The following is a 19,812-nucleotide window of genomic DNA, read 5'->3' on the forward strand; positions in this document are numbered from 1 at the left end:
CCTTTTTTTTGAATATGTTATAAATACTATGAAATTTTTATTATTTCTTAATTTCTTTTTTTAATTCTTTTTGCCTTTTTTCAATCTCTTTTAGCATTTGTTTAGTATTTTTTTCTTGTAATTCTAGTTCTTTCTTTTTCTCCTCAAGATGTTTACTCATTTCTTTTGGATCTTCAGAATAAAATGTTTTTACAGTAAAAGTACCTAATTTTTGTATTTCGGGATTTTTGGGATCAACTTTAAATTTCGTTACTTCTCTTGCAGAATGCGGTTCTACTGTAATTGCCCACGGATTTTTAGTATCCGTTTTTACAGCTGCAATATCATAATCTCTTGCTTGCGCATTTTTTACTTGTTTTTCTATTTCTGTATTATCAACTACTTTATTTTTTGAAAAACTTAAACTATAACTATTATCAATTCCTTTTGATTTTAATTGATTCTCTATATAAACTCTATCAATTTCAGAACTAATAATTTTGTGCTCAACACCATTTTTATCTGTATAAATAGAATAACCATTTTTCAACGTAATATTATTTTGTACTGTTGGCATTTTAGCTGTTTTTACTTTTTTATTGATACTCGGAATGTCTTTTTTTGAATTGAAAATTTTGATGATACTTGAATCTTTTTTGATAATTTCTATCAAACCTTCATTACTTTTTACAAAAACTTTTTCTATTTCTTTGGGATCAATTTTTTGCAAAATTTTTCCGTCCGTTCCATATAAAATCGTTGGAGCCAACTCTTTTTTCAAGACAATATCTTTTATTTTGATAGAATCATTCAGAATAATATCTCCAGCATCATTCAAGATAATTTTGTTTTGCGCATTACTTTTCAAAATCGTTTTTAACTCATCTTTCGTAAACACTTTTTCTATTGGAGTTGTTGTTTTAGCTTGATCTGTTTTGAGAAGCGAATCTCTCAAAGTAGTTGCTTGTCCAAGAAGAATTTCGGCTTGCGATTGAACAGGTTTTTCCAACGCTTGTTCCACTTTTTGAGCTTTTATCTCAACTTCTTGCGCAAACGATTTTTGACTAAAAAGTACAAAAGCACTCAATATAAAAGGCAACGAAGCAAAAGATAGAATTTTCACTTTTCGTTTTGATGTATTTTTTGTCATCATAAGCAGGCGTTTTTTAGTTAGAATAAAATTGAAATTACTTGCCATCATCGATGGATTTTGCGTTGCAATACAATCCAAAATTTGATGTTGGTAAGTTTTTAAATCTGAGTTTCTTTTCAATACATATTCATCTGCCAAAAACTCGTGATTTAGTTTGATTGATTTTTTATAGAAATAAATAAACGGATTGAACCAAAAAAGAATTTGAAAAATTTCAATTAACAAAATGTCCAAACTATGTTTCTGAATGCAATGCGCTTTTTCGTGATCAATTAAATTTTGATGTAAACTTTTTAGTTGCTTTTTCGGAATAAAAATATATTTCCAAAAACTATACGGCTGATTCGAATCTAAATCAAGAATATATGTAATTTCTTGATCTTTGATTTTTTCCTCAGTCTTAATTTTGAACATCAATTCGTACAAATTGTAGATAAATCTTACAAGAAATATTACGCCAACCAAAATGTAAATAACAGTCAAAATATCACCAAAATTAATTCCTTTTTCTTGTTGCAACAATTCAGGGTTTTGCATTAGAAAAGCCAATAATTCGGGCGAAATATTTGTTTCTGTCGCTGTGATAGGCAAATCAATTTTGTACAAAGGCGCGATTAACGAAAATATCAACGAAAACAACAGATAAAAACGATTGATTTTATACATGCTTTCGCGTTCCAAAAAAAGTTTATAAAACGAATATAAAAATCCGGAACAAAGAATAAATTTTATAAAAAAAGCAACCATAGGTTATTTCTTTTTGCGATCTATTTCGTTGTCAATTATATCACGTAATTTTTCTAATTCTTCGACCGACATATTGTTCGATTTTGCAAAAAATGAAGCAAATTGTGTTGCCGAATTATTAAAGAAGTTCGAAATCATTCCTTTTACTTCTTTCGAAAAATAATCATCTTTTTTCACCAAAGCATAGTATCGTCGCGAGTTTCCCATTTGCTCGTAATCAATATAACCTTTGTCGTGCATCCTTTTTAATAAGGTAGAAATTGTAGTATTCGCAGGTTTTGGATCGTCATAAGAATCGATAATATCTTTCGCAAAAACTTGTTTTCCGCTCCAGATAACTTCCATTACTTCCTCTTCTCTTCTTGATAATTTAACATTCATATCTACAACTGTATTTTTATTACTACAAATATAGAATTTAATTTAACAAGGCAAAATTGTTTTAGAATTGTTTAACGATTAAGCACAAAAAAAGGAGCAAAAAGCTCCTTCTAATTTTTTTAATTAAAGCAATTACATTTCCATTAACTTATATGCTACACCAACACTAAAGTATGTGTTTGTAATTTTGTAATTGTCGTTCATTACTTCTGGGAAATAATTGTTGATGTTTGACAAACCTTTCGTAAAACGAGCATTAATTTCTAGTTCATCACTTACTTTATAAGCAGCACCAAAATTTAATCCGAAATCAAATGTTTTGAAATTATCTACAAATTTTTCTTTTTCATTAATTTTTCCTTCTTCAGTTTTCTTTTTAGCAGAAACTAAGAAACCTAATTGTGGACCAAATTCAACATTTAATCCATCCATAATTTCATAACGTCCCATTAAAGGAATATTAATATTATGTGTAATTAATTTAGCTTTTGAGTTATCATTTGTTTTCAATCCAGCTCCTTGTTTAGAATATAATAACTCTGGTTGAAAACTAATTTGATCCGTTATCTTATAGTTGGCATAACCTCCCACATAAAAATCAGTTCTGAATTTAGTTTGATTTTGATATATTTGTCTTGAATCACCAGATAAAGTCGGGAAGTTAAGACCTCCTTTTACTCCTAAATCAATTTGCGCATTTGCTGCACTTAATCCACCGAAAAGTGCTATTCCTAAAATAAGTTTCTTCATTTTTTTATTACTTAAGTCTGAGTTATAATAATTAATTCAAAAGTAAAGTTTTATTCATACAGAAGATTGATTTACACTTTAAAAAAATCAATAATGCTTTTTTGATTCACAATTTCTGTGCCTTTTTTGTTAAAAATTGATAAAATTTTAAGATTTACAAATATCATCTAAATATTCTAAAATAATTTTAGTTGCATTTGGTGAATTTTGAACAAAATCTCCAGCTTTTTTTCCACTTTCTTTTCGGAAATTTTCATCGTTCATCAAACGATTCATAATTGTATCAAATTCATGTCGATTAGCAATAGAAAATCCTCCGCCAACTTCTATCAAATCCACAGTTTCCTGAAATTTCTTGTATTTAGGACCAAAAACGACAGGATTTCCAAATGTTACAGCTTCTAACGTGTTATGAATTCCTGCACCAAAACCTCCGCCAATATAGGTAATATCTGCATAAGAATAGACTTTTGATAAAATACCAATTGTATTTAGAATAAATATTTTCGAATCGATTAACTCTTGATTGGATGTTTTTTCTAAATCAGAAAATTTAACTGCTTTTTGGTTGATTTTATTCTGAAAAGAATTGATTTCAGCATTATTCAAATTATGTGGTGCAAAAACAATTTTCCAATCATTATTTAATTTTTGGTTGATTAAATTCACAAATAATTCTTCATCTTTTGGCCAAGAACTTCCAACAACAATTAATTTCGAATTTTGTTTAAAATCATTCATAAAATCCAATTCATTATCTTGATGAATGATCTGTTTGACACGATCAAATCGCGTATCGCCTGCAATTGTATTTTGTGTGATATTGATTGAATCCAGTAAATCTTTTGATTTTTGATTTTGAACAAAGAAATGATTTATCAAACTTAATTTTTTCGCAAACCAATTATTTCCGTCTTTTTTGAAAAAATTTTGACTCTCTCTAAAGATTGACGAAACCACTATTGTAGGAATGTTTTGCTGATGTAATTCGATAATCAAATTAAACCAATATTCGTATTTCACCAAAATCAAAATTTCTGGATGAAGCACTTTTATTAACTTTTCTGCATTTGATTTTGTGTCCAAAGGCAAATAAAAAATAACGTCTGCGCCTTGATAATTCTTTCTAATTTCATAACCAGAAGGAGAGAAAAATGAAACAGCAATTTTATGTGTTGGATAGTTTTCTTTCAATGCTTCGATCACTGGTCTACCTTGTTCAAATTCGCCTAAAGATGAACAATGTACCCACAAAACTTTATCGGTTTCTGAAATTTTAGAAGCTATTTTTTCTTCCCAATTTTTTCTTCCATCTACCCAAAGTTTTGCTTTTTCGTTAAAATTCGAAGCCAATTTTAGCGCCATTCCGTACGCCTTAATTGATGTGTTATAAAATCCTTGCACAATGTTGCAAAGTTAAAAATTTAGAATGAGCTTTTTTTGTACATTTGTTGTAATAATAACGACTTTTTAAAGTTGTAGATTTTGAAAGATTCATTAAGTTATGAAAAAAATACAAATGGTTGACTTACAAAGTCAATATCAAAAAATAAAAGGAGACGTTGATGCAGCAATTTTGAATGTTTTGGATTCGGCTGCTTTTATTAATGGACCAGAAGTAAAACAATTCGAAACTGAATTGCAAAATTACTTAAATGTAAAACACGTAATTCCTTGTGGAAACGGAACTGATGCGTTGCAAATTGCTTTGATGGCCTTAGGTTTAGAGCCAGGTGATGAAGTAATTACGGCAGATTTTACATTTGCTGCAACAGTAGAGGTTGTTGATTTATTGAAATTAAATTCGATTTTAGTTGACGTTGATTATGATACTTTTACAATTGATACAGAAAAATTAAAAGCGGCAATCACGCCAAAAACAAAAGCAATTATTCCAGTTCATTTATTTGGTCAATGTGCGAATATGGACGAGATTATGGCAATTGCAAAAGAACATAACTTATATGTTGTAGAAGATACTGCACAAGCTATTGGAGCGGATTACAAAGGTCGAAAAGCTGGAACAATTGGTCACATTGGTTGTACATCTTTCTTTCCTTCAAAAAACTTAGGTTGTTATGGTGATGGTGGAGCAATTTTTACAAATGATGATGATATTGCACATCGTTTACGTGGAATTGTAAATCACGGAATGTACAAACGTTACTACCACGATGAAGTTGGTGTTAACTCTCGTTTGGATTCTGTTCAAGCAGCAGTTTTACGTCGTAAATTACCTTTCTTAAATGATTATAACGCTGCTCGTAACAAAGCTGCGGCTTATTATACAGATGCTTTTAAAGATATTGATGCATTATTAACGCCTGTAAAAGGAGAAGACACAACTCACGTATTCCATCAATATACGTTACGTGTAACAAATGGTAAACGTAATGAATTACAAGCTTTCTTGACTGAAAAAGAAATTCCTGCGATGATTTATTATCCTGTTCCATTACGCAAACAAAAAGCGTATGATAACGGGCATTATAATGATGCAGATTTTCCAAATACAAACAAATTGGTAGAAGAAGTAATGTCTTTACCAATGCACACAGAGTTAGATGAGGAGCAATTGGCTTACATCACTTCTGCTGTTCGCGAATTTTTTGGAAAATAATTTATCCTAAAAATAATACGAAAAAGCTTCTGATTAGTTTCAGAAGCTTTTTTATTTTCCTAAATTTGATTTCACTATAAAAACTAAATATTAAAAATGAGTAAAATATTAGTAACTGGAGGTTTGGGTTACATTGGTTCGCACACAGTTGTAGCTTTACAAAATGCAGGTTATGAAGTTGTGATTATAGACGACTTGTCGAACACAGAAATTGGCGTGTTGGACAAAATTACTTCTATTACTGGAACAAAACCAACTTATTTCGAGATTGACTTAAAAGATCAAGAAAAAGTAAACGAATTTTTCAAAATAAATAAAATAGATGGAATTATCAACTTCGCAGCGCATAAAGCAGTTGGAGAATCTGTTGAAAAACCGTTGATGTATTACCGTAATAATCTTCTAGGTTTGATTAATCTTTTGGATGCAATGAAAGATTTTGATGCTGATAATATTATTTTCAGTTCGTCTTGTACAGTTTATGGACAAGCGGATAAAATGCCTATTGATGAGCAAACTCCACTGAAAAAACCTGAATCTCCTTATGGAAAAACGAAACAAATGGGAGAAGAAATTTTAGAAGATTTCTCAGCAGCATTTGATAAAAATGTGATTTGTTTACGTTATTTCAATCCAGTTGGTGCACATCCGACAGCTAAAATTGGAGAATTACCAAAAGGAATTCCAAATAATCTAATTCCTTATGTTACACAAACTGCGGCTGGAATCAGAGAAACATTATCGGTTTGGGGAGATGATTATCCGACGCGTGATGGAACGGCAATTCGTGATTATATCGATGTAAATGATTTGGCTGATGCACACGTAAAAGCAGTAACTCGTTTGATCGAAAATAAAAATAAAGCAAAGCTAGAATTCTTTAATCTTGGAACAGGAACAGGATCTACGGTTTTAGAAGTAGTTCACGCATTTGAAGATGCGAATGATTTGAAATTGAAATACGAAATCAAAGAGCGTCGTGCAGGTGATATTATCGAAGCTTATGCAAATAACTCTTTAGCAGAAAAAGAATTGGGTTGGAAACCTGAAACAAAATTATCAGAAAGTATGCGTACTGCCTGGGAATGGCAAAAAAGTTTAGAAAAATAAAAGATGATTCAATTACCAACAGCGGGTTTATTAGTTATTAAAAATAATAAACTGCTTTTGACATTTAGCAAAAATAAAAAAGCGTGGTATTTACCAGGTGGAAAAATTGATAAAGGTGAAAATTCTGAAACAGCTTTGGTAAGAGAAATAAAAGAAGAATTGAGTTTGGATTTGGTAAGAGAAGAGCTCAATTTTTATTGTCATATTACAGCTGAAGCATATGGAGAACAGGATCTTTTGATGGAACAAGATTGTTTTTTGTACGATTTGAACGAAGAAATAAAACCAACAAATGAAATTGAAGCTTACAACTATTTTACTTTTGAAGAATATTTACAAGAGGAAATTCAAGTAATTGGAGTGATCAAAGTTTTTGAAAAATTGACAAAAAATCATTTATTGAACTAAAAATAATTTCAAAAATAGAAGGCAATCCGTAATCGAGATTGCCTTTTATTTATTATTATTTAGTTTTTTTCAAGATGTATTTATCTTTCAAATTTCCTGTGATTTCTTTTCCTTGTTGATCCAAAACTTTCAATCTATTTTCTTCAACTTTCAACACTAACGGACTTACATTAGAATTTAAATGTAAAACATTTCCAGAAGCATCCCATTTATAAAATCCTTCGTCTTGATAAACTGTTTCTTTTCCTAAATATTCTTGTTCAATAAAAAAGTTACCATCTTTTTTCAATTCAACAATATATTTTATTCCCTCACAATCGGCGCAAGGTAAAGTTCCTTCATATTTTCCAGCCCAATCCAACGAATTCATAGAATTGTGTTCTTTTTTTACAGCTTCTGTAATTTCTTTAGAAGAATCTGTATTTTTTTGTTCTTGTTGAACACCTTTTGATTGGCAAGAGAATATAATGAAAGATGCGAAAATACTCGCGAAAATAGATTTTTTCATAAATTAATTTTATGATATTTTTAACAACAAATTTGATACCAAATTACGACTATATTTTTCTAACTTTCAACTAAAATTTTATAAAATGCTTCGCTCAAAAAAAATACAAACACCTCTTGGAGAAATGCTTGCCATAAAGTCGGAAAAAGGACTTTGTATGTTAGAGTTTTTTGATGGAAAATCGACCGAAAAACAACTCAAAGAAATAGAAAACTTGGGTGAAATTTTGGAAAAAGATGATGATATTTTGAATCGTTTAGAAAATGAATTGAACGATTATTTTAAAGGAAATTTAAAAGAATTTACCATTCCACTTGATTTGATTGGAACAGATTTCCAGAAAAAAGTTTGGAACGAATTAATCAAAATTCCATTTGGAGAAACAAGATCATACAAAGAACAATCGATAGCTGTTGGAGATTTATTAGCGATACGAGCAGTTGCAAATGCGAACGCAAAAAACAAAATTGCAATCGTAGTGCCTTGTCATCGCGTAATTGGTTCAGATGGTACGTTAACTGGATATGCTGGCGGAAAGAAACGCAAAAAATTTTTGTTAGAATTAGAATCGCAACAATTAAACTTATTTTAATATGAAAGACAGCTTAATTACTGTCTTTCATATTGATTTAATAATCTTACTTTTTTAATAAAATGTATTTATCTGCTAATGGACCTTTGATATCTTCACCTTCTTGAGATAGGATAATTAGTTTATTTTCACCTACTCTATAAAAATGTCGATTTTTATCTTTTGTATCTAAATACAAAGCATTATTATCAGCAGTCCATTGGAAATGACCTTCATCTATTAATTTTTGGTTCCCTTTCATATATTCAGAAACTACTTTTATAGTTTCATCTTTATTTAAAGTTACAGTTGTTTTAATTCCAGCACAATCAGCACATGGTAAAATTCCATCATAAGTTCCTACCCAATCAATAGAAGTTTTCGCATTATGCGTATCAATAATATGTGTATCTGATGAGTTTATTGGTTCTTTTTGAATAGTTGAATCTTTATGATCAGTTGTTGCTTCTTCAGTTTTTATAAGTTCTTTATCTGTCTTTGTTTCGCAACTATAAATTACTGAGCTAAAAATAAGTGTAAGGATAATTGATTTTTTCATTTGTTATTGATTTTAACTGATTAAAATCCAAATAATATTCCAAAAAATGTTAAAAACTATATTTTTATTACATTTATTTAGGATGTAATAGCTTTCGAAAAAACTTTGTAAATTAGCCAATCAGAAAAGTAATGTATGAGTGTTGAGCTATTACCAGATGGAAGAGTAAAAAAACCTGAATGGTTGCGTGTAAAATTGCCTACGGGAAAAAAACATCGCGAATTAAGAGGTTTAGTTGATAAATATAAATTGAACACCATTTGCCAAAGTGGAAGTTGTCCTAATATGGGCGAATGTTGGGGTGAAGGAACTGCGACATTTATGATTTTGGGAAATGTGTGTACGCGTTCATGCGGTTTTTGTGGTGTAAAAACTGGTCGTCCAGAGCAAGTTGATTGGGCAGAACCAGAAAAAGTAGCGCGTTCTATCAAATTAATGCAAATAAAACATGCGGTTTTAACTTCTGTTGACCGTGATGATTTAAAAGATATGGGTTCTATTATTTGGGCAGAAACAATACACGCTGTTCGTAGAATTAGCCCAGGAACAACGATGGAAACTTTGATTCCAGATTTTCAAGGAATCGAAAAACACATCGATCGTATTGTAGAAGCTGCTCCAGAAGTACTTTCTCATAATATGGAAACGGTTCGTCGTTTAACGCGCGAAGTTCGTATACAAGCAAAATATGATCGTTCGTTAGAAGTTTTACGTTATGCAAAAGAAGCAGGTCAACATCGTACAAAGACTGGAATTATGCTTGGTTTAGGTGAGTTTGAAGACGAAGTTTTTGAAACAATTCAGGAAGTTGCTGATGCAAATGTAGATGTCATTACAATTGGTCAATATTTACAACCAACGAAAAAACATTTGCCTTTGAAAGAATTTATCACGCCAGAACAATTCAAAAAATACGAAGATTTCGCTCGTGGATTAGGATTCCGTCATGTAGAATCTGGACCATTGGTTCGTTCTTCTTACCACGCTGAGAAACATATTTTATAAAAATAATTTAAATTTAATATTTAGAAGAGTTGCAATGATTTGTAACTTTTTTTTTTTATTTTTAAAATATAAATTACAATTATGAAAAACTTCTTAACACTAATTATCATTTTTTCAAGTTTTGCGCAAGCGCAAGTTTATGAAGTGAAAGTAAGATTTAAACATCATACAAAGTATACTTCAGAATATATTGAAAAAGTTTTTTCAGATATTAAAAATGAAGAACAAAGAAAATGGAATATTGAACAGAATGAAAATCCAAAACCAATAGATTTTTTAATTTATTCTTCTAAAAATGAGCAAAATTCTGTTGAACAAGAAAAAATTAATAACGATCAAAATTATCAGGGAGAAATTAAAAAATCAGTTGTAGGACTGCCTTTAGGAGTGACATATTCAGATTTTAGATTGAATGAAAATTATAAAGAAGAAGATGTTTACGGTAAAAAATATATTGTCAAAAATCCAATAGAAGAGTTAGTTTGGGAATATTCAAACGAAACAAAAGAAATATTGGGTTATAAAGTTTATAAAGCAACTTCTGATTTTAAAAAATATAAAGTAGAAGCATGGTATACCAAAGAAATTGATTTTGATTTTATGCCGATAAATGTAAAACCAATTGAAGGATTTGTTTTAGAGATGAATTTATTTGTTGAAAGTGAAAAAGTTGGACGAATGGATAATATTATTCGTGTAGAAGCTATTCAACCAAATGTAAAAAAATATAAATTCAAAAATCCTCTTAAAGCTGATAAAGCTTCAAAATTACCTATTGTATCTCAACAAGAAATAGCAAAAATTTATGACGAAGCCAACAAGAAACGTAACGAAATGTATAATAACACTCAAGGAATTGATAAAAAATAAATATGAGAAAGCTATTAACACTAATTATCATCATTTCTAGTTTTGCGCAAGCTCAGTTTTATGAAGTAGAATATGAGACTCAGATTAAAGTAAAATACAATGAAAAAGGTTTAGATTTTTATAAAGAGATTTCTGATCCTGAAGTAAGAAAACAAAATATCTATCAGAATGAAAATCCTCCTGCTTTAGATTTTAAATTTATTTTGAATAAAGATGAAGCAAACGTAATTGAATTACCAAAAGTTCAGAATGGGCAAGGACAGATTGTTTTTATCAAGAAAAGTGCACCATATATGTATTTTGGAACAACTTATTTCAATCATGCAAAACAAGAAACGTTGATGCAACAAGATGTTTATGGAAAAAAATATATTGTTTACGATAATATAAATAATCTTGATTGGAAATTATCAAATGAAACAAAAAATATTCTCGGATATAAAGTACAAAAAGCAACAGCAAATTTTAATGACAGAATATTTGTAGCTTGGTTTGTTCCAGAAATTAAAACAGATTTGATGCTTATTAATTTCAAAAGTCCAGGCGGTTTAGTCCTTGATCTTGAAATTTCTTATGAAGATGGAATGGGGAAATATTTTGGAGTTTATAAAGCAAATTACATCAAAGAAAAACCTAAATTCAAATTTATTGTTCCGACAAAAGGAAATAGAGTTTCGAGCGATGAATTAGAGAGAATTTGGGATGACCTTGATAAAAAAAGAAATGACGCTAACAATCAAGGAATAGAAAAAAAGGACTAAAATGAAAAAAATAATCGCACTAATTATTCTGATTTCTAGTATCGCAAATGCTCAATTTTATGAAATTGAATACGAAGTTCAACCTCAAATTCATTTTACGGATAAAGCTTTAGAAAATTTGAAACAATATTATCCAGATCAAAAACAAAGAGACGAAGTTTTAGAAATGTCTAAAAATATTCCTTCGATTAATTATCAATTTTCCTATAATAAAACTCAAAGTCAATCAGTGAATATTCAAAAAATAGATAATTCTCAACAAGCACAAGGAGGTTCAATGGGAATTAGTCCAGATATAGGAGAAAAACCAATTTTTGATTACAAAGAGAAAGTTTTTTACAATGAAACAGATTTGTTTGTAAAGAAAATGATCATTTATGATTCGCTTAATTATGTAAATTTTACTGATACTGGAAAAAGTAAAACTATTCTTGGAATCGAAACCAAAGAAGCAATCGGGAAATACAAAGATGTTGATGTTATTGCTTGGTATGCGCCTTCAATTCCTTATTCGTATTCGCCAGATAAATATTATGGTACAAAAGGTTTGATTTTAGAATTGAATTATAAATACACGAAAGATGATGTAGAAGTGATGATTTCGTGGAATGCGACAAAGAAAAAAGAATTAAAAAAAGCACCAATTTTTACAATAAATAATAAGTTACAAAAGGTATCCTATTCAGAATTTCTAAAAATGATCGAAGATTCAAATCAAATACAACGAGAAGCAGCTAACCAAGGAGTTGAAAAATAATAAAAGAATACATAACAAACTTGCTTAACTTTAAGCAAGTTTTTTTGTGTATGAAAATTAAAGCGACATTACTCACAATTGGTGATGAAATTCTTATCGGACAAATTGTGGATACAAATTCGGCATTTATCGCCAAACAATTGAATACGAATGGGATTGAAGTGGAAGAAATTATTTCTGTTCAAGACGAAATGAATCATATTATTGAAGCTTTCGAACGAGGAATTTCTAAATCAGATATTGTAATTGTTACAGGAGGTTTAGGACCGACAAAAGATGATAAAACCAAAGTAGCTTTGTGTCAATTTTTAGATTGTGAATTAATTCAAGAACCAAAAATTTTAGAGAATATTGTTCAATTATTTCAAACAAGAGGTTACACAAAAGAATTAAATAGTCTGAATCAAGATCAAGCTTTAATTCCAGAAAAATCTACATTTATTCAGAACAAATACGGAACGGCGCCATGTCTTTGGACTACTATTAATGATAAAATCATCATCAATTTGCCAGGTGTTCCTTTTGAAATGAAAGGTTTGATGCGCGATGAAATTATTCAAAGATTACAAAACCAATTTCAATCAGAAACTATTGTTCATCGTGATATTTTGATAAGTGGAATTCCTGAAAGTGATTTAGCAATTTTGTTAGAAGATTGGGAAAATAATTTGCCCGAATTTATTCATTTGGCGTATTTACCGAATCGAACTTCTATTGATTTACGATTTTCAGCGTTTGGAACAGATAAAGAATTTTTACAAAATGAAATTCAGCATCAAATCAATCAATTCAAATTAATTGCAGGAGAATTTCTAGTTTCTGAAAATTCAGGAAATGCGCAGCAAATTTTGGGTGATATTTTAAAAGAAAAAGGATTGACAATTTCGACTGCCGAAAGTTGTACTGGAGGAAATATAGCAAGTTTGATCACTTCTGTTTCGGGAAGTTCTGCTTATTATTTTGGAACAATAGTTTCATACGACACTTCGGTAAAAGTAAATTTGCTAAATGTGAATCAATCTGATATTGATGAATTTACAGTAGTTTCGGAACAAGTTGCTGAACAAATGGCAAAAGGTGTTCGAAATCAATTAAAAACGGATATTAGTATTTCTACAACTGGTGTCGCTGGTCCAAATAAAGGTGAAGATGGAAAAGAGGTTGGAACAGTTTGGATTTCGATTACAAATGGTCATTCAACATGGAATAAAAAATATTTTTATCCCTATTTAGATCGAGAAGATTTCATCAAAATTGTTTCGAATAATGCACTTAATTTGGCAATTCAGTTTGTGAGAGAGGAGTCTTAAAATAATAACTCTTGGACAACTAAGAATGACAGTATATTTTTTTAATGTCAAATGACTTAGAAGAAAGATTTAGAATATTTCTTAAAACATATTTAGTCTATTAAATTAATAGAGTTTATATTTGTCGCAAATTTTGTGTCAAATGTTAAAAAAGATTGCGAGCAATACATTATTTCGATTGCTTTTGGGTGTGATTGCCGGTTTGGTTTTAGGAATTTATCTGAACGAAAATACAATTCAAGTTGTTTTATCCTTAAAATATTTTACAGGACAATTAATCTTCTTTTTGGTTCCGTTAATTGTGATTGGTTTTATTGTTTCTTCAATTACGAAATTAAGCGAAGGCTCTGCTAAAATAGTAGGTTTTTCATTATTAATTGCATATTTATCTTCAATAGGAGCGGGGTTATTTTCGATGATTGCAGGTTATCAAATCATTCCAAATTTATCTATTCCAACTTCAGTGGATTCGTTGCGAGAAGTTCCAAAAATTTTATTTCAATTAGATATTCCGCCAATTTTTTCGGTGATGACAGCGTTGGTTATTTCGTTGATGCTAGGAATGGGAATTTTGATTACAAAAGCGAAGGAATTAGAAAAGATTTTTGATCAATTCAAAGATATTGTAATTCTTTTGGTAAATAAAGTTTTGATTCCGATTTTACCTTTTTTCATTGCTGCAAATTTTGCAATTTTGAGTTATGAAGGTTCTATTGAAAAACAATTACCAGTTTTCTTGAAAGTAATTTTAATCGTTATTATTGGTCATTTTATTTGGATGACATTAATGTATACAATCGCAGGATTTTATCATAAAACAAATCCATTCAAACTACTAAAACATTATCCTCCTGTCTATTTAACGGCTGTTGGAACAATGTCATCTGCTGCATCTTTGGGTATTGCTGTGAAAGCAGTTGACGATAGTAAAGTAATTAAACCAACGATTGCTAATTTTACGATTCCATTTTTCTCGAATACACATTTATGTGGTTCGGTTTTGACAGAAGTTTTCTTTGTGATGACGGTTTCGCAAGTATTGTATGGTCATATTCCTGATTTAGGAACAATGGTAACTTTTGTTTTGCTTTTAGGCGTTTTTGCAGTTGGTGCACCAGGAGTTCCAGGTGGAACAGTTGTCGCTTCGTTAGGATTAATTTCAAATGTTTTAGGATTTGATGAAGCTGGAGTAGCTCTAATCTTGACTATTTTCGCATTGCAGGATAGTTTTGGAACGGCGTGTAATATTACAACTGATGGCGCATTGAGCATGATTGTAGATAAATATGCTGATGAGAAATAATTTTAACTCAACTATGAAAAATATAAAAAAAATCACTTCATTTCGAAGTGATTTATTTTTGCTTTATTTTCTTCTTCCTCGATGAGGATTCTTTGGTTTCGTATCTTTTTTGGGTTTAAAACCTGTATTATTTTTCTTGAAATTATTATTGTTACTATTTGCGTCAGGTAATTTATAAAACTCTTTTGGTGTTTTAATCACCGTCACATAATTACCAATCAATTTCTCAATATTTGCCAAATCACCTCTTTCGTCAGCAGCACATAAAGAAATTGCTTTTCCTTCGCGTCCCGCACGACCAGTACGTCCGATTCGGTGTACATATGTTTCAGGAACATTCGGTAATTCGTAATTGATCACATAAGGTAATTGATCAATATCGATTCCACGAGCAGCAATATCAGTGGCAATTAATACTTTTAATTTTTCTTCTTTGAAATCATTTAAAGCACGTTGTCTTGCATTTTGAGATTTATCACCATGAATTGCCGCAGCAGGGATTCCTGCTTTTTCCAAGTGTCTTACCAAACGATTTGCGCCGTGTTTTGTACGTGTAAAAATCAAGGTACGATCTTCTGGATGCTCGTTTAAAATGCTAACCAAAAGTTTTACTTTCATGTCTTTGTCTACATGATAAACAAATTGCTCAACTGTTTCGGCAGTCGAAGAAACAGGTGCCACGCTGACTTCTTTTGGACGACGAAGAACTGAATGAGAAAATTTTCGAATGTTTTTTGGCATCGTTGCCGAGAAGAAAAGTGATTGTCTTTCTTTTGGAATGATTTCTAAAATCTTTTTGATTTCATGAACAAATCCCATATCCAACATACGATCGGCTTCATCTAAAACAAAAATCTCTATTTGATTAATTTTTAAATGTCCTTGTCCAATCAAATCCAACAAACGACCAGGCGTTGCAATTAAAATATCAACACCATTTTTGATGGCTCCAATTTGTGGATTTTGATTAACACCTCCAAAAATCGCTAAATGTTTTAATGGTAAATTTTTACCATATAATTTAAAACTTTCGTTGATTTGAATGGCTAATTCACGTGTTGGCGTTAAAATTAATGTTCTAATTTTTCTTCCTTTACTCGGAGAATTTGTTAAGTTTTGTAGAATAGGAATTGCGAAAGATGCTGTTTTTCCTGTTCCTGTTTGTGCACAACCAATAATATCATTTCCTTCTAAAACTAAAGGAATAGATTGCTCTTGAATTTCGGTTGGTTCTGTATATCCAGCCTCATCAATTGCTTTTAAAATTGGTTCAATTATATTTAATTCTGAAAAATTCATTGATTAAAATCGTGTAAGTTTTTATATAGAAATAGATAAGCACTTCCGTAGAAGTGCTTTATAATTAAAAATAAATCTATTCCATTTCTTTTGCGTTGCGATCAATTTTTTCCTCAGGTTCTGTTGCATGAACAGAGTTTGCCGAATAATTTCTCCAACGTTCTAAAATATCTATCATATCAGCAGGCATCGGGGATTCGAAATACATACGTTCTCCTGTTGTAGGATGATCAAATCCTAATGTGCGTGCGTGTAAAGCTTGGCGAGGACAAGCAGCGAAACAATTGTCAACAAACTGTTTGTATTTGTTGAATGTTGTTCCTTTCAAAATGCGATCTCCACCATAACGAGCATCATTGAATAATGGATGACCCAAATGTTTGAAATGCGCACGAATTTGATGTGTACGACCAGTTTCTAATTTACATTCGACCAATGTAACATAAGAAAAATTCTCCATTACTTTATAATGTGTCACAGCATGTTTACCTTGATCTCCATCAGGAAAAACTGCCATTTGCATACGATCTTTTAAGTGTCGACCAATATGTCCTGTAATTGTTCCTTCTTGTTCTGCCAAAACTCCCCAAACCAAAGCATTGTATAAACGGTCTGTTGTGTGAGCTGCAAATTGTTCTGCTAAACTTGTCATCGCAACTTCTGTCTTCGCAATAACCAAAAGTCCGCTTGTGTCTTTATCGATACGGTGTACCAAACCAGGACGTTCCATCTGATCTGACATTGATGGTAAATTATCAAAATGAAACTTTAAGGCATTTACCAAAGTTCCTGTATAATTTCCATGTCCAGGGTGTACAACCATTCCAGGTTCTTTATCAATTACGACAACTTGATCATCTTCGTAAATAATTTTGATTGGAATATCTTCTGCTATAACTTCATTCTCGCGTGGAGGAGTTTCTAACATAATCTGAATAAAATCTCCAGGCTTTACTTTGTAATTCGATTTTACAGATTCATTGTTCACTAAAATGTTTCCGTTATCGGCTGCTTGTTGAATTTTATTTCTTGTTGCGTTCTCAATTCTAATCATTAAGAACTTATCTATACGCAATAACGATTGACCTTTGTCAACCGTTATTGAAAAATGCTCGTATAATTTATTGTCGTTTTCCTCTTGTAAGAAATCTTCTAAATCTTCTGTCATTTATTCTCTTTCTATTCTATAATAATCTCTTCTGGAGCTTTAGGCGCTTCTGTAGGCTTTTGTTGCTCTGTAGGCTGATTATTTTGTTGTTGCTGTTGTTGCATATCTTTGATCTGCTGTTCAGCTTTTTGTGTTATAATATCTCTATATTGAGAACCGCTAATTGTATCTTCGCCAAAGTTTTTGTACTGAACATCCAATTCTTTTAACTGCGTTCTAATTTTATCGCGAGGTTCTGTTGATAACCAAATATCAATTGGTTGACCTTGATCGTAAGTATCCGTAGCAAATGGGAATTGATAAACAACTCTTGCGTTGATTGTATCATGAGAAGCTCCAATAAATTTGATTTGACCAATCTCGAAGAAATTATCTTTGATTGATTTTTTAGCTTCTGTCAATGTTAAATTAACCAAATTAGGCATTCTAACACCAGATAACATTCCGCGTCCTAATACCAAATCAACTGTCGCAAAACGAGGTAATTGTTCTCCTGCTTTTACAATTTTTCCGTTGTATAATATTTTAAGAACTGCATCTTTTGCTAAATCTGGTTCGTAAATTATTTTTCCAATTTTAAGACCAGAAATTTCTAATTGTGTAAAGGCTAAACGTTTTGATTTTCCAACTAAATCTGGTAATTCAACTGGACGATATGTTTTCGGATTTGACTTAATAAAGATACGACGACCTTCTTTTACACGCGATTCTGCTGCAGGATAAAAATCCATAATAGCAAAAGGTTTCGTATTTGGATCAAAACGAGAACTATCTACTTCGTATGTCAAACCAAGTTCTTCTAACTTAGCTGTAGCATCAGTAATATTCATTTTAGATAAATCCGGAACTTCAACAAATTCATTGTGATTTGTATACGAATCTAACCAAATGTTAAAAATAAAATGGTAAAGCCCAAATGATAGCGCTATTACAATAGCTACATTCAGCAAAACTTGAATGATTGATTTTACTCCTTTCATTGAAATGATAAATTGTCGCACAAATATAGTTTAAAAATAATATTTATGATTGATGTCAAAGTTCTATATTTGAATAAATTTTAAATTAAACATGTTAAGAGTAGCAGTTGTAGCAGGTGGATATACGGATGAAAGCGTGATTTCGTTGAAAAGTTGCGAGTTAATTTACTCAAGTCTAAATCCAGAAAAGTACGACAGAACAAGGGTTCGAATCTTAAAAGAAGGTTGGTTTGCCGAAATTGAAGGCGAAAAATATCCAATCAATAAAGGTGATTTTTCATTTGAAAAAAATGGAGAAAAAATTACGTTTGATGTCGTTTTTAATACAATTCATGGTACGCCAGGCGAAGATGGTTATTTGCAAGCGTATTTTGAAATGATTGGTTTACCATACAATGGATGCCCTTTTTATCAATCTGCCTTAACATTTAATAAAAAAGATTGTATCGCAGTATTGAGTAAATATGGAATTCCACACGCGAAATCAATTTATCTTAATCAAGGAGATCAATATTCTGCAAAAGAAATTATCGATCAAGTTGGTTTACCTTGTTTCGTGAAACCAAATCGTTCAGGATCTAGTTTAGGAATTTCGAAAGTTCATAAAGAAGATGAATTTGAAGCTGCAATGCAAAAAGCTTTTCTTGAAGATAAAGAAGTTTTGATCGAATCTTTCTTAGATGGAACTGAGATATCGGTCGGAGTTTTAAATTACAAAGGAGAAACAATGGTGTTGGGAATTACAGAAATTGTTTCGCACACAGAATTTTTTGATTATGATGCAAAATATAATGGTTTGTCTGACGAAATTACACCAGCTCGTTTAACACCAGAAGTTGAAGCAAGAGTAAGAGAAATTGCGGCTAAAGCATATAAATGTATTAATATGTCTGGTTTTTCGCGTTCAGAATATATTATTGTAAACGGAGAGCCGCATTTTATTGAAATGAATACGTTGCCAGGTTTTTCTCCTGCAAGTATTTTTCCTCAGCAAGCTGCTCATGCAGGAATTGCTTTGGAAGATTTGATGGATAGTGAAATAGAATTTGCTTTAAATAGACCTTCAGCATGGATAGAATAGCCGTTTTTCCTGGATCTTTTGATCCAATTACTTTAGGGCATTTAGATATTATAGAGCGTGCAGTTCCTTTATTTGACAAGATTATTGTTGCTATCGGTACAAATTCATCAAAGAATTATATGTTCTCTTTGGAGCAAAGAATTAAGTTTATTGAAGATTCGGTTGCGAAATTCGAAAATGTAGAAGTAATGGCTTACAAAGGTCTGACTGTCGATTTTTGTGATGAAGTAAATGCACAATTTATTTTACGAGGACTTCGTAATCCAGCCGATTTCGAATTTGAGAAAGCGATTGCGCACACAAACCGAGCAATTACCAATCATAATATCGAAACAATCTTTTTATTAACATCTTCTGGTAAAGCTTACATCAGTTCAAGTATTGTTCGCGATGTTATGCGAAACGGAGGGAAGTATGAGATATTAGTTCCAGATGTTGTGAGGATTTAGAATAACGTTATATAATATTATATATAAAACGAGAGCATTATAT

Annotated in this window: 21 protein-coding genes; 12 read left to right on the forward strand and 9 right to left on the reverse strand. The window is 30.9% G+C overall.

Annotated features, from left to right (window positions below; translation table 11 throughout):
* Window positions 1-40: 40 nt before the first annotated feature.
* The 4 genes from B3M86_RS10400 to B3M86_RS10415 all read right to left on the reverse strand — a co-directional run bounded on the left by B3M86_RS10400 (window position 41) and on the right by B3M86_RS10415 (window position 4,414).
* A complete protein-coding gene (locus B3M86_RS10400; RefSeq protein WP_291075802.1) occupies window positions 41-1,798 on the reverse strand; it encodes a M56 family metallopeptidase in 1,758 nt (585 codons plus the stop codon).
* An 84-nt stretch (window positions 1,799-1,882) separates the two neighbouring features.
* On the reverse strand, window positions 1,883-2,260 hold the full coding sequence (locus tag B3M86_RS10405) for a BlaI/MecI/CopY family transcriptional regulator (protein ID WP_171622883.1): 378 nt from the start codon (window positions 2,258-2,260) through the stop codon (window positions 1,883-1,885).
* Between the two features lie 132 nt (window positions 2,261-2,392).
* Entirely contained in the window at window positions 2,393-3,010 is a 618-nt protein-coding gene (locus B3M86_RS10410; protein ID WP_171622884.1) for a porin family protein, read from the reverse strand.
* A 147-nt stretch (window positions 3,011-3,157) separates the two neighbouring features.
* Entirely contained in the window at window positions 3,158-4,414 is a 1,257-nt protein-coding gene (locus B3M86_RS10415) for a 3-deoxy-D-manno-octulosonic acid transferase (protein ID WP_291075800.1), read from the reverse strand.
* A gap of 100 nt (window positions 4,415-4,514) precedes the next feature.
* Here B3M86_RS10415 and B3M86_RS10420 point away from each other — a divergent pair, with 100 nt between their 5' ends.
* The 3 genes from B3M86_RS10420 (at window position 4,515) to B3M86_RS10430 (ending at window position 7,148) form a co-directional block, all read left to right on the forward strand.
* Window positions 4,515-5,630: a DegT/DnrJ/EryC1/StrS family aminotransferase gene (locus tag B3M86_RS10420; protein ID WP_286494721.1), complete on the forward strand. Its 1,116-nt coding sequence runs from the start codon at window positions 4,515-4,517 to the stop codon at window positions 5,628-5,630.
* Window positions 5,631-5,726: 96 nt separating this feature from the next.
* Window positions 5,727-6,740 carry a UDP-glucose 4-epimerase GalE gene (gene galE, locus B3M86_RS10425; RefSeq protein ID WP_291075798.1) on the forward strand — a complete coding sequence of 338 codons (1,014 nt, stop codon included), beginning with the start codon at window positions 5,727-5,729 and terminating at the stop codon, window positions 6,738-6,740.
* Window positions 6,741-6,743: 3 nt separating this feature from the next.
* Window positions 6,744-7,148 (forward strand): NUDIX hydrolase, encoded by a 405-nt coding sequence (locus tag B3M86_RS10430; RefSeq protein WP_038331863.1) that lies wholly within the window; start codon window positions 6,744-6,746, stop codon window positions 7,146-7,148.
* A gap of 55 nt (window positions 7,149-7,203) precedes the next feature.
* On the opposite strand, the gene B3M86_RS10435 is transcribed toward B3M86_RS10430, so the two are convergent.
* Window positions 7,204-7,656 (reverse strand): copper resistance protein NlpE, encoded by a 453-nt coding sequence (locus B3M86_RS10435; RefSeq protein WP_115001559.1) that lies wholly within the window; start codon window positions 7,654-7,656, stop codon window positions 7,204-7,206.
* A gap of 85 nt (window positions 7,657-7,741) precedes the next feature.
* On the opposite strand from B3M86_RS10435, the gene B3M86_RS10440 reads away from it, so the two are divergent.
* Window positions 7,742-8,248: a methylated-DNA--[protein]-cysteine S-methyltransferase gene (locus B3M86_RS10440; protein WP_291075794.1), complete on the forward strand. Its 507-nt coding sequence runs from the start codon at window positions 7,742-7,744 to the stop codon at window positions 8,246-8,248.
* A 46-nt stretch (window positions 8,249-8,294) separates the two neighbouring features.
* Here B3M86_RS10440 and B3M86_RS10445 read toward each other — a convergent pair whose 3' ends face one another.
* Window positions 8,295-8,786 carry a copper resistance protein NlpE gene (locus B3M86_RS10445; RefSeq protein ID WP_286494718.1) on the reverse strand — a complete coding sequence of 164 codons (492 nt, stop codon included), beginning with the start codon at window positions 8,784-8,786 and terminating at the stop codon, window positions 8,295-8,297.
* Window positions 8,787-8,921: 135 nt separating this feature from the next.
* On the opposite strand from B3M86_RS10445, the gene lipA reads away from it, so the two are divergent.
* The 6 genes from lipA to B3M86_RS10475 all read left to right on the forward strand — a co-directional run bounded on the left by lipA (window position 8,922) and on the right by B3M86_RS10475 (window position 14,792).
* Complete coding sequence (gene lipA / locus B3M86_RS10450; protein ID WP_280036882.1) at window positions 8,922-9,791, forward strand: lipoyl synthase; 870 nt, start codon at window positions 8,922-8,924, stop codon at window positions 9,789-9,791.
* An 81-nt stretch (window positions 9,792-9,872) separates the two neighbouring features.
* The gene (locus B3M86_RS10455; protein ID WP_125348637.1) at window positions 9,873-10,661 is read left to right on the forward strand and encodes a GLPGLI family protein; all 789 of its coding nucleotides are present in this window, start codon (window positions 9,873-9,875) and stop codon (window positions 10,659-10,661) included.
* A 2-nt stretch (window positions 10,662-10,663) separates the two neighbouring features.
* Window positions 10,664-11,422 (forward strand): GLPGLI family protein, encoded by a 759-nt coding sequence (locus tag B3M86_RS10460; protein WP_286494717.1) that lies wholly within the window; start codon window positions 10,664-10,666, stop codon window positions 11,420-11,422.
* A gap of 1 nt (window position 11,423) precedes the next feature.
* Window positions 11,424-12,179 (forward strand): GLPGLI family protein, encoded by a 756-nt coding sequence (locus tag B3M86_RS10465; protein WP_291075792.1) that lies wholly within the window; start codon window positions 11,424-11,426, stop codon window positions 12,177-12,179.
* A 50-nt stretch (window positions 12,180-12,229) separates the two neighbouring features.
* Window positions 12,230-13,489 (forward strand): CinA family nicotinamide mononucleotide deamidase-related protein, encoded by a 1,260-nt coding sequence (locus B3M86_RS10470; RefSeq protein WP_291075790.1) that lies wholly within the window; start codon window positions 12,230-12,232, stop codon window positions 13,487-13,489.
* 142 nt (window positions 13,490-13,631) lie between these two features.
* Window positions 13,632-14,792, forward strand: a complete 1,161-nt coding sequence (locus B3M86_RS10475) for a dicarboxylate/amino acid:cation symporter (protein ID WP_291075788.1) — start codon at window positions 13,632-13,634, stop codon at window positions 14,790-14,792.
* Between the two features lie 63 nt (window positions 14,793-14,855).
* Here the strand turns inward: B3M86_RS10475 and B3M86_RS10480 are convergent, their stop codons facing one another.
* From B3M86_RS10480 to B3M86_RS10490, 3 genes are all read right to left on the reverse strand, one after another.
* Window positions 14,856-16,091, reverse strand: a complete 1,236-nt coding sequence (locus tag B3M86_RS10480) for a DEAD/DEAH box helicase (RefSeq protein WP_286494714.1) — start codon at window positions 16,089-16,091, stop codon at window positions 14,856-14,858.
* A 76-nt stretch (window positions 16,092-16,167) separates the two neighbouring features.
* Window positions 16,168-17,259 carry an RluA family pseudouridine synthase gene (locus B3M86_RS10485; protein WP_115001543.1) on the reverse strand — a complete coding sequence of 364 codons (1,092 nt, stop codon included), beginning with the start codon at window positions 17,257-17,259 and terminating at the stop codon, window positions 16,168-16,170.
* Window positions 17,260-17,270: 11 nt separating this feature from the next.
* Complete coding sequence (locus tag B3M86_RS10490; protein WP_286494713.1) at window positions 17,271-18,239, reverse strand: PASTA domain-containing protein; 969 nt, start codon at window positions 18,237-18,239, stop codon at window positions 17,271-17,273.
* Between the two features lie 91 nt (window positions 18,240-18,330).
* Between B3M86_RS10490 and B3M86_RS10495 the strand changes: the two genes are divergently transcribed.
* The gene (locus B3M86_RS10495; protein ID WP_115001541.1) at window positions 18,331-19,320 is read left to right on the forward strand and encodes a D-alanine--D-alanine ligase; all 990 of its coding nucleotides are present in this window, start codon (window positions 18,331-18,333) and stop codon (window positions 19,318-19,320) included.
* A complete protein-coding gene (coaD, locus tag B3M86_RS10500) occupies window positions 19,308-19,769 on the forward strand; it encodes a pantetheine-phosphate adenylyltransferase (protein ID WP_115001540.1) in 462 nt (153 codons plus the stop codon). Before B3M86_RS10495 ends, coaD begins: the two co-directional genes overlap by 13 nt.
* Window positions 19,770-19,812: the final 43 nt, after the last annotated feature.

Source organism: Empedobacter sp. UBA6305 (assembly GCF_002440405.1).
GTDB lineage: Bacteria > Bacteroidota > Bacteroidia > Flavobacteriales > Weeksellaceae > Empedobacter > Empedobacter falsenii_B.

What these genes read in the sequence shown, in the direction of transcription:
- B3M86_RS10430 (WP_038331863.1), top strand. Translation starts at nt 6,744, where the DNA reads ATGATTCAATTACCAACAGCGGGTTTATTAGTTATTAAAAATAATAAA.
- B3M86_RS10410 (WP_171622884.1), bottom strand. Translation starts at nt 3,010, where the DNA reads ATGAAGAAACTTATTTTAGGAATAGCACTTTTCGGTGGATTAAGTGCA.
- B3M86_RS10485 (WP_115001543.1), bottom strand. Translation starts at nt 17,259, where the DNA reads ATGACAGAAGATTTAGAAGATTTCTTACAAGAGGAAAACGACAATAAA.
- B3M86_RS10435 (WP_115001559.1), bottom strand. Translation starts at nt 7,656, where the DNA reads ATGAAAAAATCTATTTTCGCGAGTATTTTCGCATCTTTCATTATATTC.
- B3M86_RS10445 (WP_286494718.1), bottom strand. Translation starts at nt 8,786, where the DNA reads ATGAAAAAATCAATTATCCTTACACTTATTTTTAGCTCAGTAATTTAT.
- galE (WP_291075798.1), top strand. Translation starts at nt 5,727, where the DNA reads ATGAGTAAAATATTAGTAACTGGAGGTTTGGGTTACATTGGTTCGCAC.
- B3M86_RS10495 (WP_115001541.1), top strand. Translation starts at nt 18,331, where the DNA reads ATGTTAAGAGTAGCAGTTGTAGCAGGTGGATATACGGATGAAAGCGTG.
- B3M86_RS10465 (WP_291075792.1), top strand. Translation starts at nt 11,424, where the DNA reads ATGAAAAAAATAATCGCACTAATTATTCTGATTTCTAGTATCGCAAAT.
- B3M86_RS10480 (WP_286494714.1), bottom strand. Translation starts at nt 16,091, where the DNA reads ATGAATTTTTCAGAATTAAATATAATTGAACCAATTTTAAAAGCAATT.
- coaD (WP_115001540.1), top strand. Translation starts at nt 19,308, where the DNA reads ATGGATAGAATAGCCGTTTTTCCTGGATCTTTTGATCCAATTACTTTA.
- B3M86_RS10440 (WP_291075794.1), top strand. Translation starts at nt 7,742, where the DNA reads ATGCTTCGCTCAAAAAAAATACAAACACCTCTTGGAGAAATGCTTGCC.
- B3M86_RS10470 (WP_291075790.1), top strand. Translation starts at nt 12,230, where the DNA reads ATGAAAATTAAAGCGACATTACTCACAATTGGTGATGAAATTCTTATC.
- B3M86_RS10475 (WP_291075788.1), top strand. Translation starts at nt 13,632, where the DNA reads ATGTTAAAAAAGATTGCGAGCAATACATTATTTCGATTGCTTTTGGGT.
- B3M86_RS10460 (WP_286494717.1), top strand. Translation starts at nt 10,664, where the DNA reads ATGAGAAAGCTATTAACACTAATTATCATCATTTCTAGTTTTGCGCAA.
- B3M86_RS10455 (WP_125348637.1), top strand. Translation starts at nt 9,873, where the DNA reads ATGAAAAACTTCTTAACACTAATTATCATTTTTTCAAGTTTTGCGCAA.
- B3M86_RS10420 (WP_286494721.1), top strand. Translation starts at nt 4,515, where the DNA reads ATGAAAAAAATACAAATGGTTGACTTACAAAGTCAATATCAAAAAATA.
- B3M86_RS10490 (WP_286494713.1), bottom strand. Translation starts at nt 18,239, where the DNA reads ATGAAAGGAGTAAAATCAATCATTCAAGTTTTGCTGAATGTAGCTATT.
- lipA (WP_280036882.1), top strand. Translation starts at nt 8,922, where the DNA reads ATGAGTGTTGAGCTATTACCAGATGGAAGAGTAAAAAAACCTGAATGG.
- B3M86_RS10400 (WP_291075802.1), bottom strand. Translation starts at nt 1,798, where the DNA reads ATGTATAAAATCAATCGTTTTTATCTGTTGTTTTCGTTGATATTTTCG.
- B3M86_RS10405 (WP_171622883.1), bottom strand. Translation starts at nt 2,260, where the DNA reads ATGAATGTTAAATTATCAAGAAGAGAAGAGGAAGTAATGGAAGTTATC.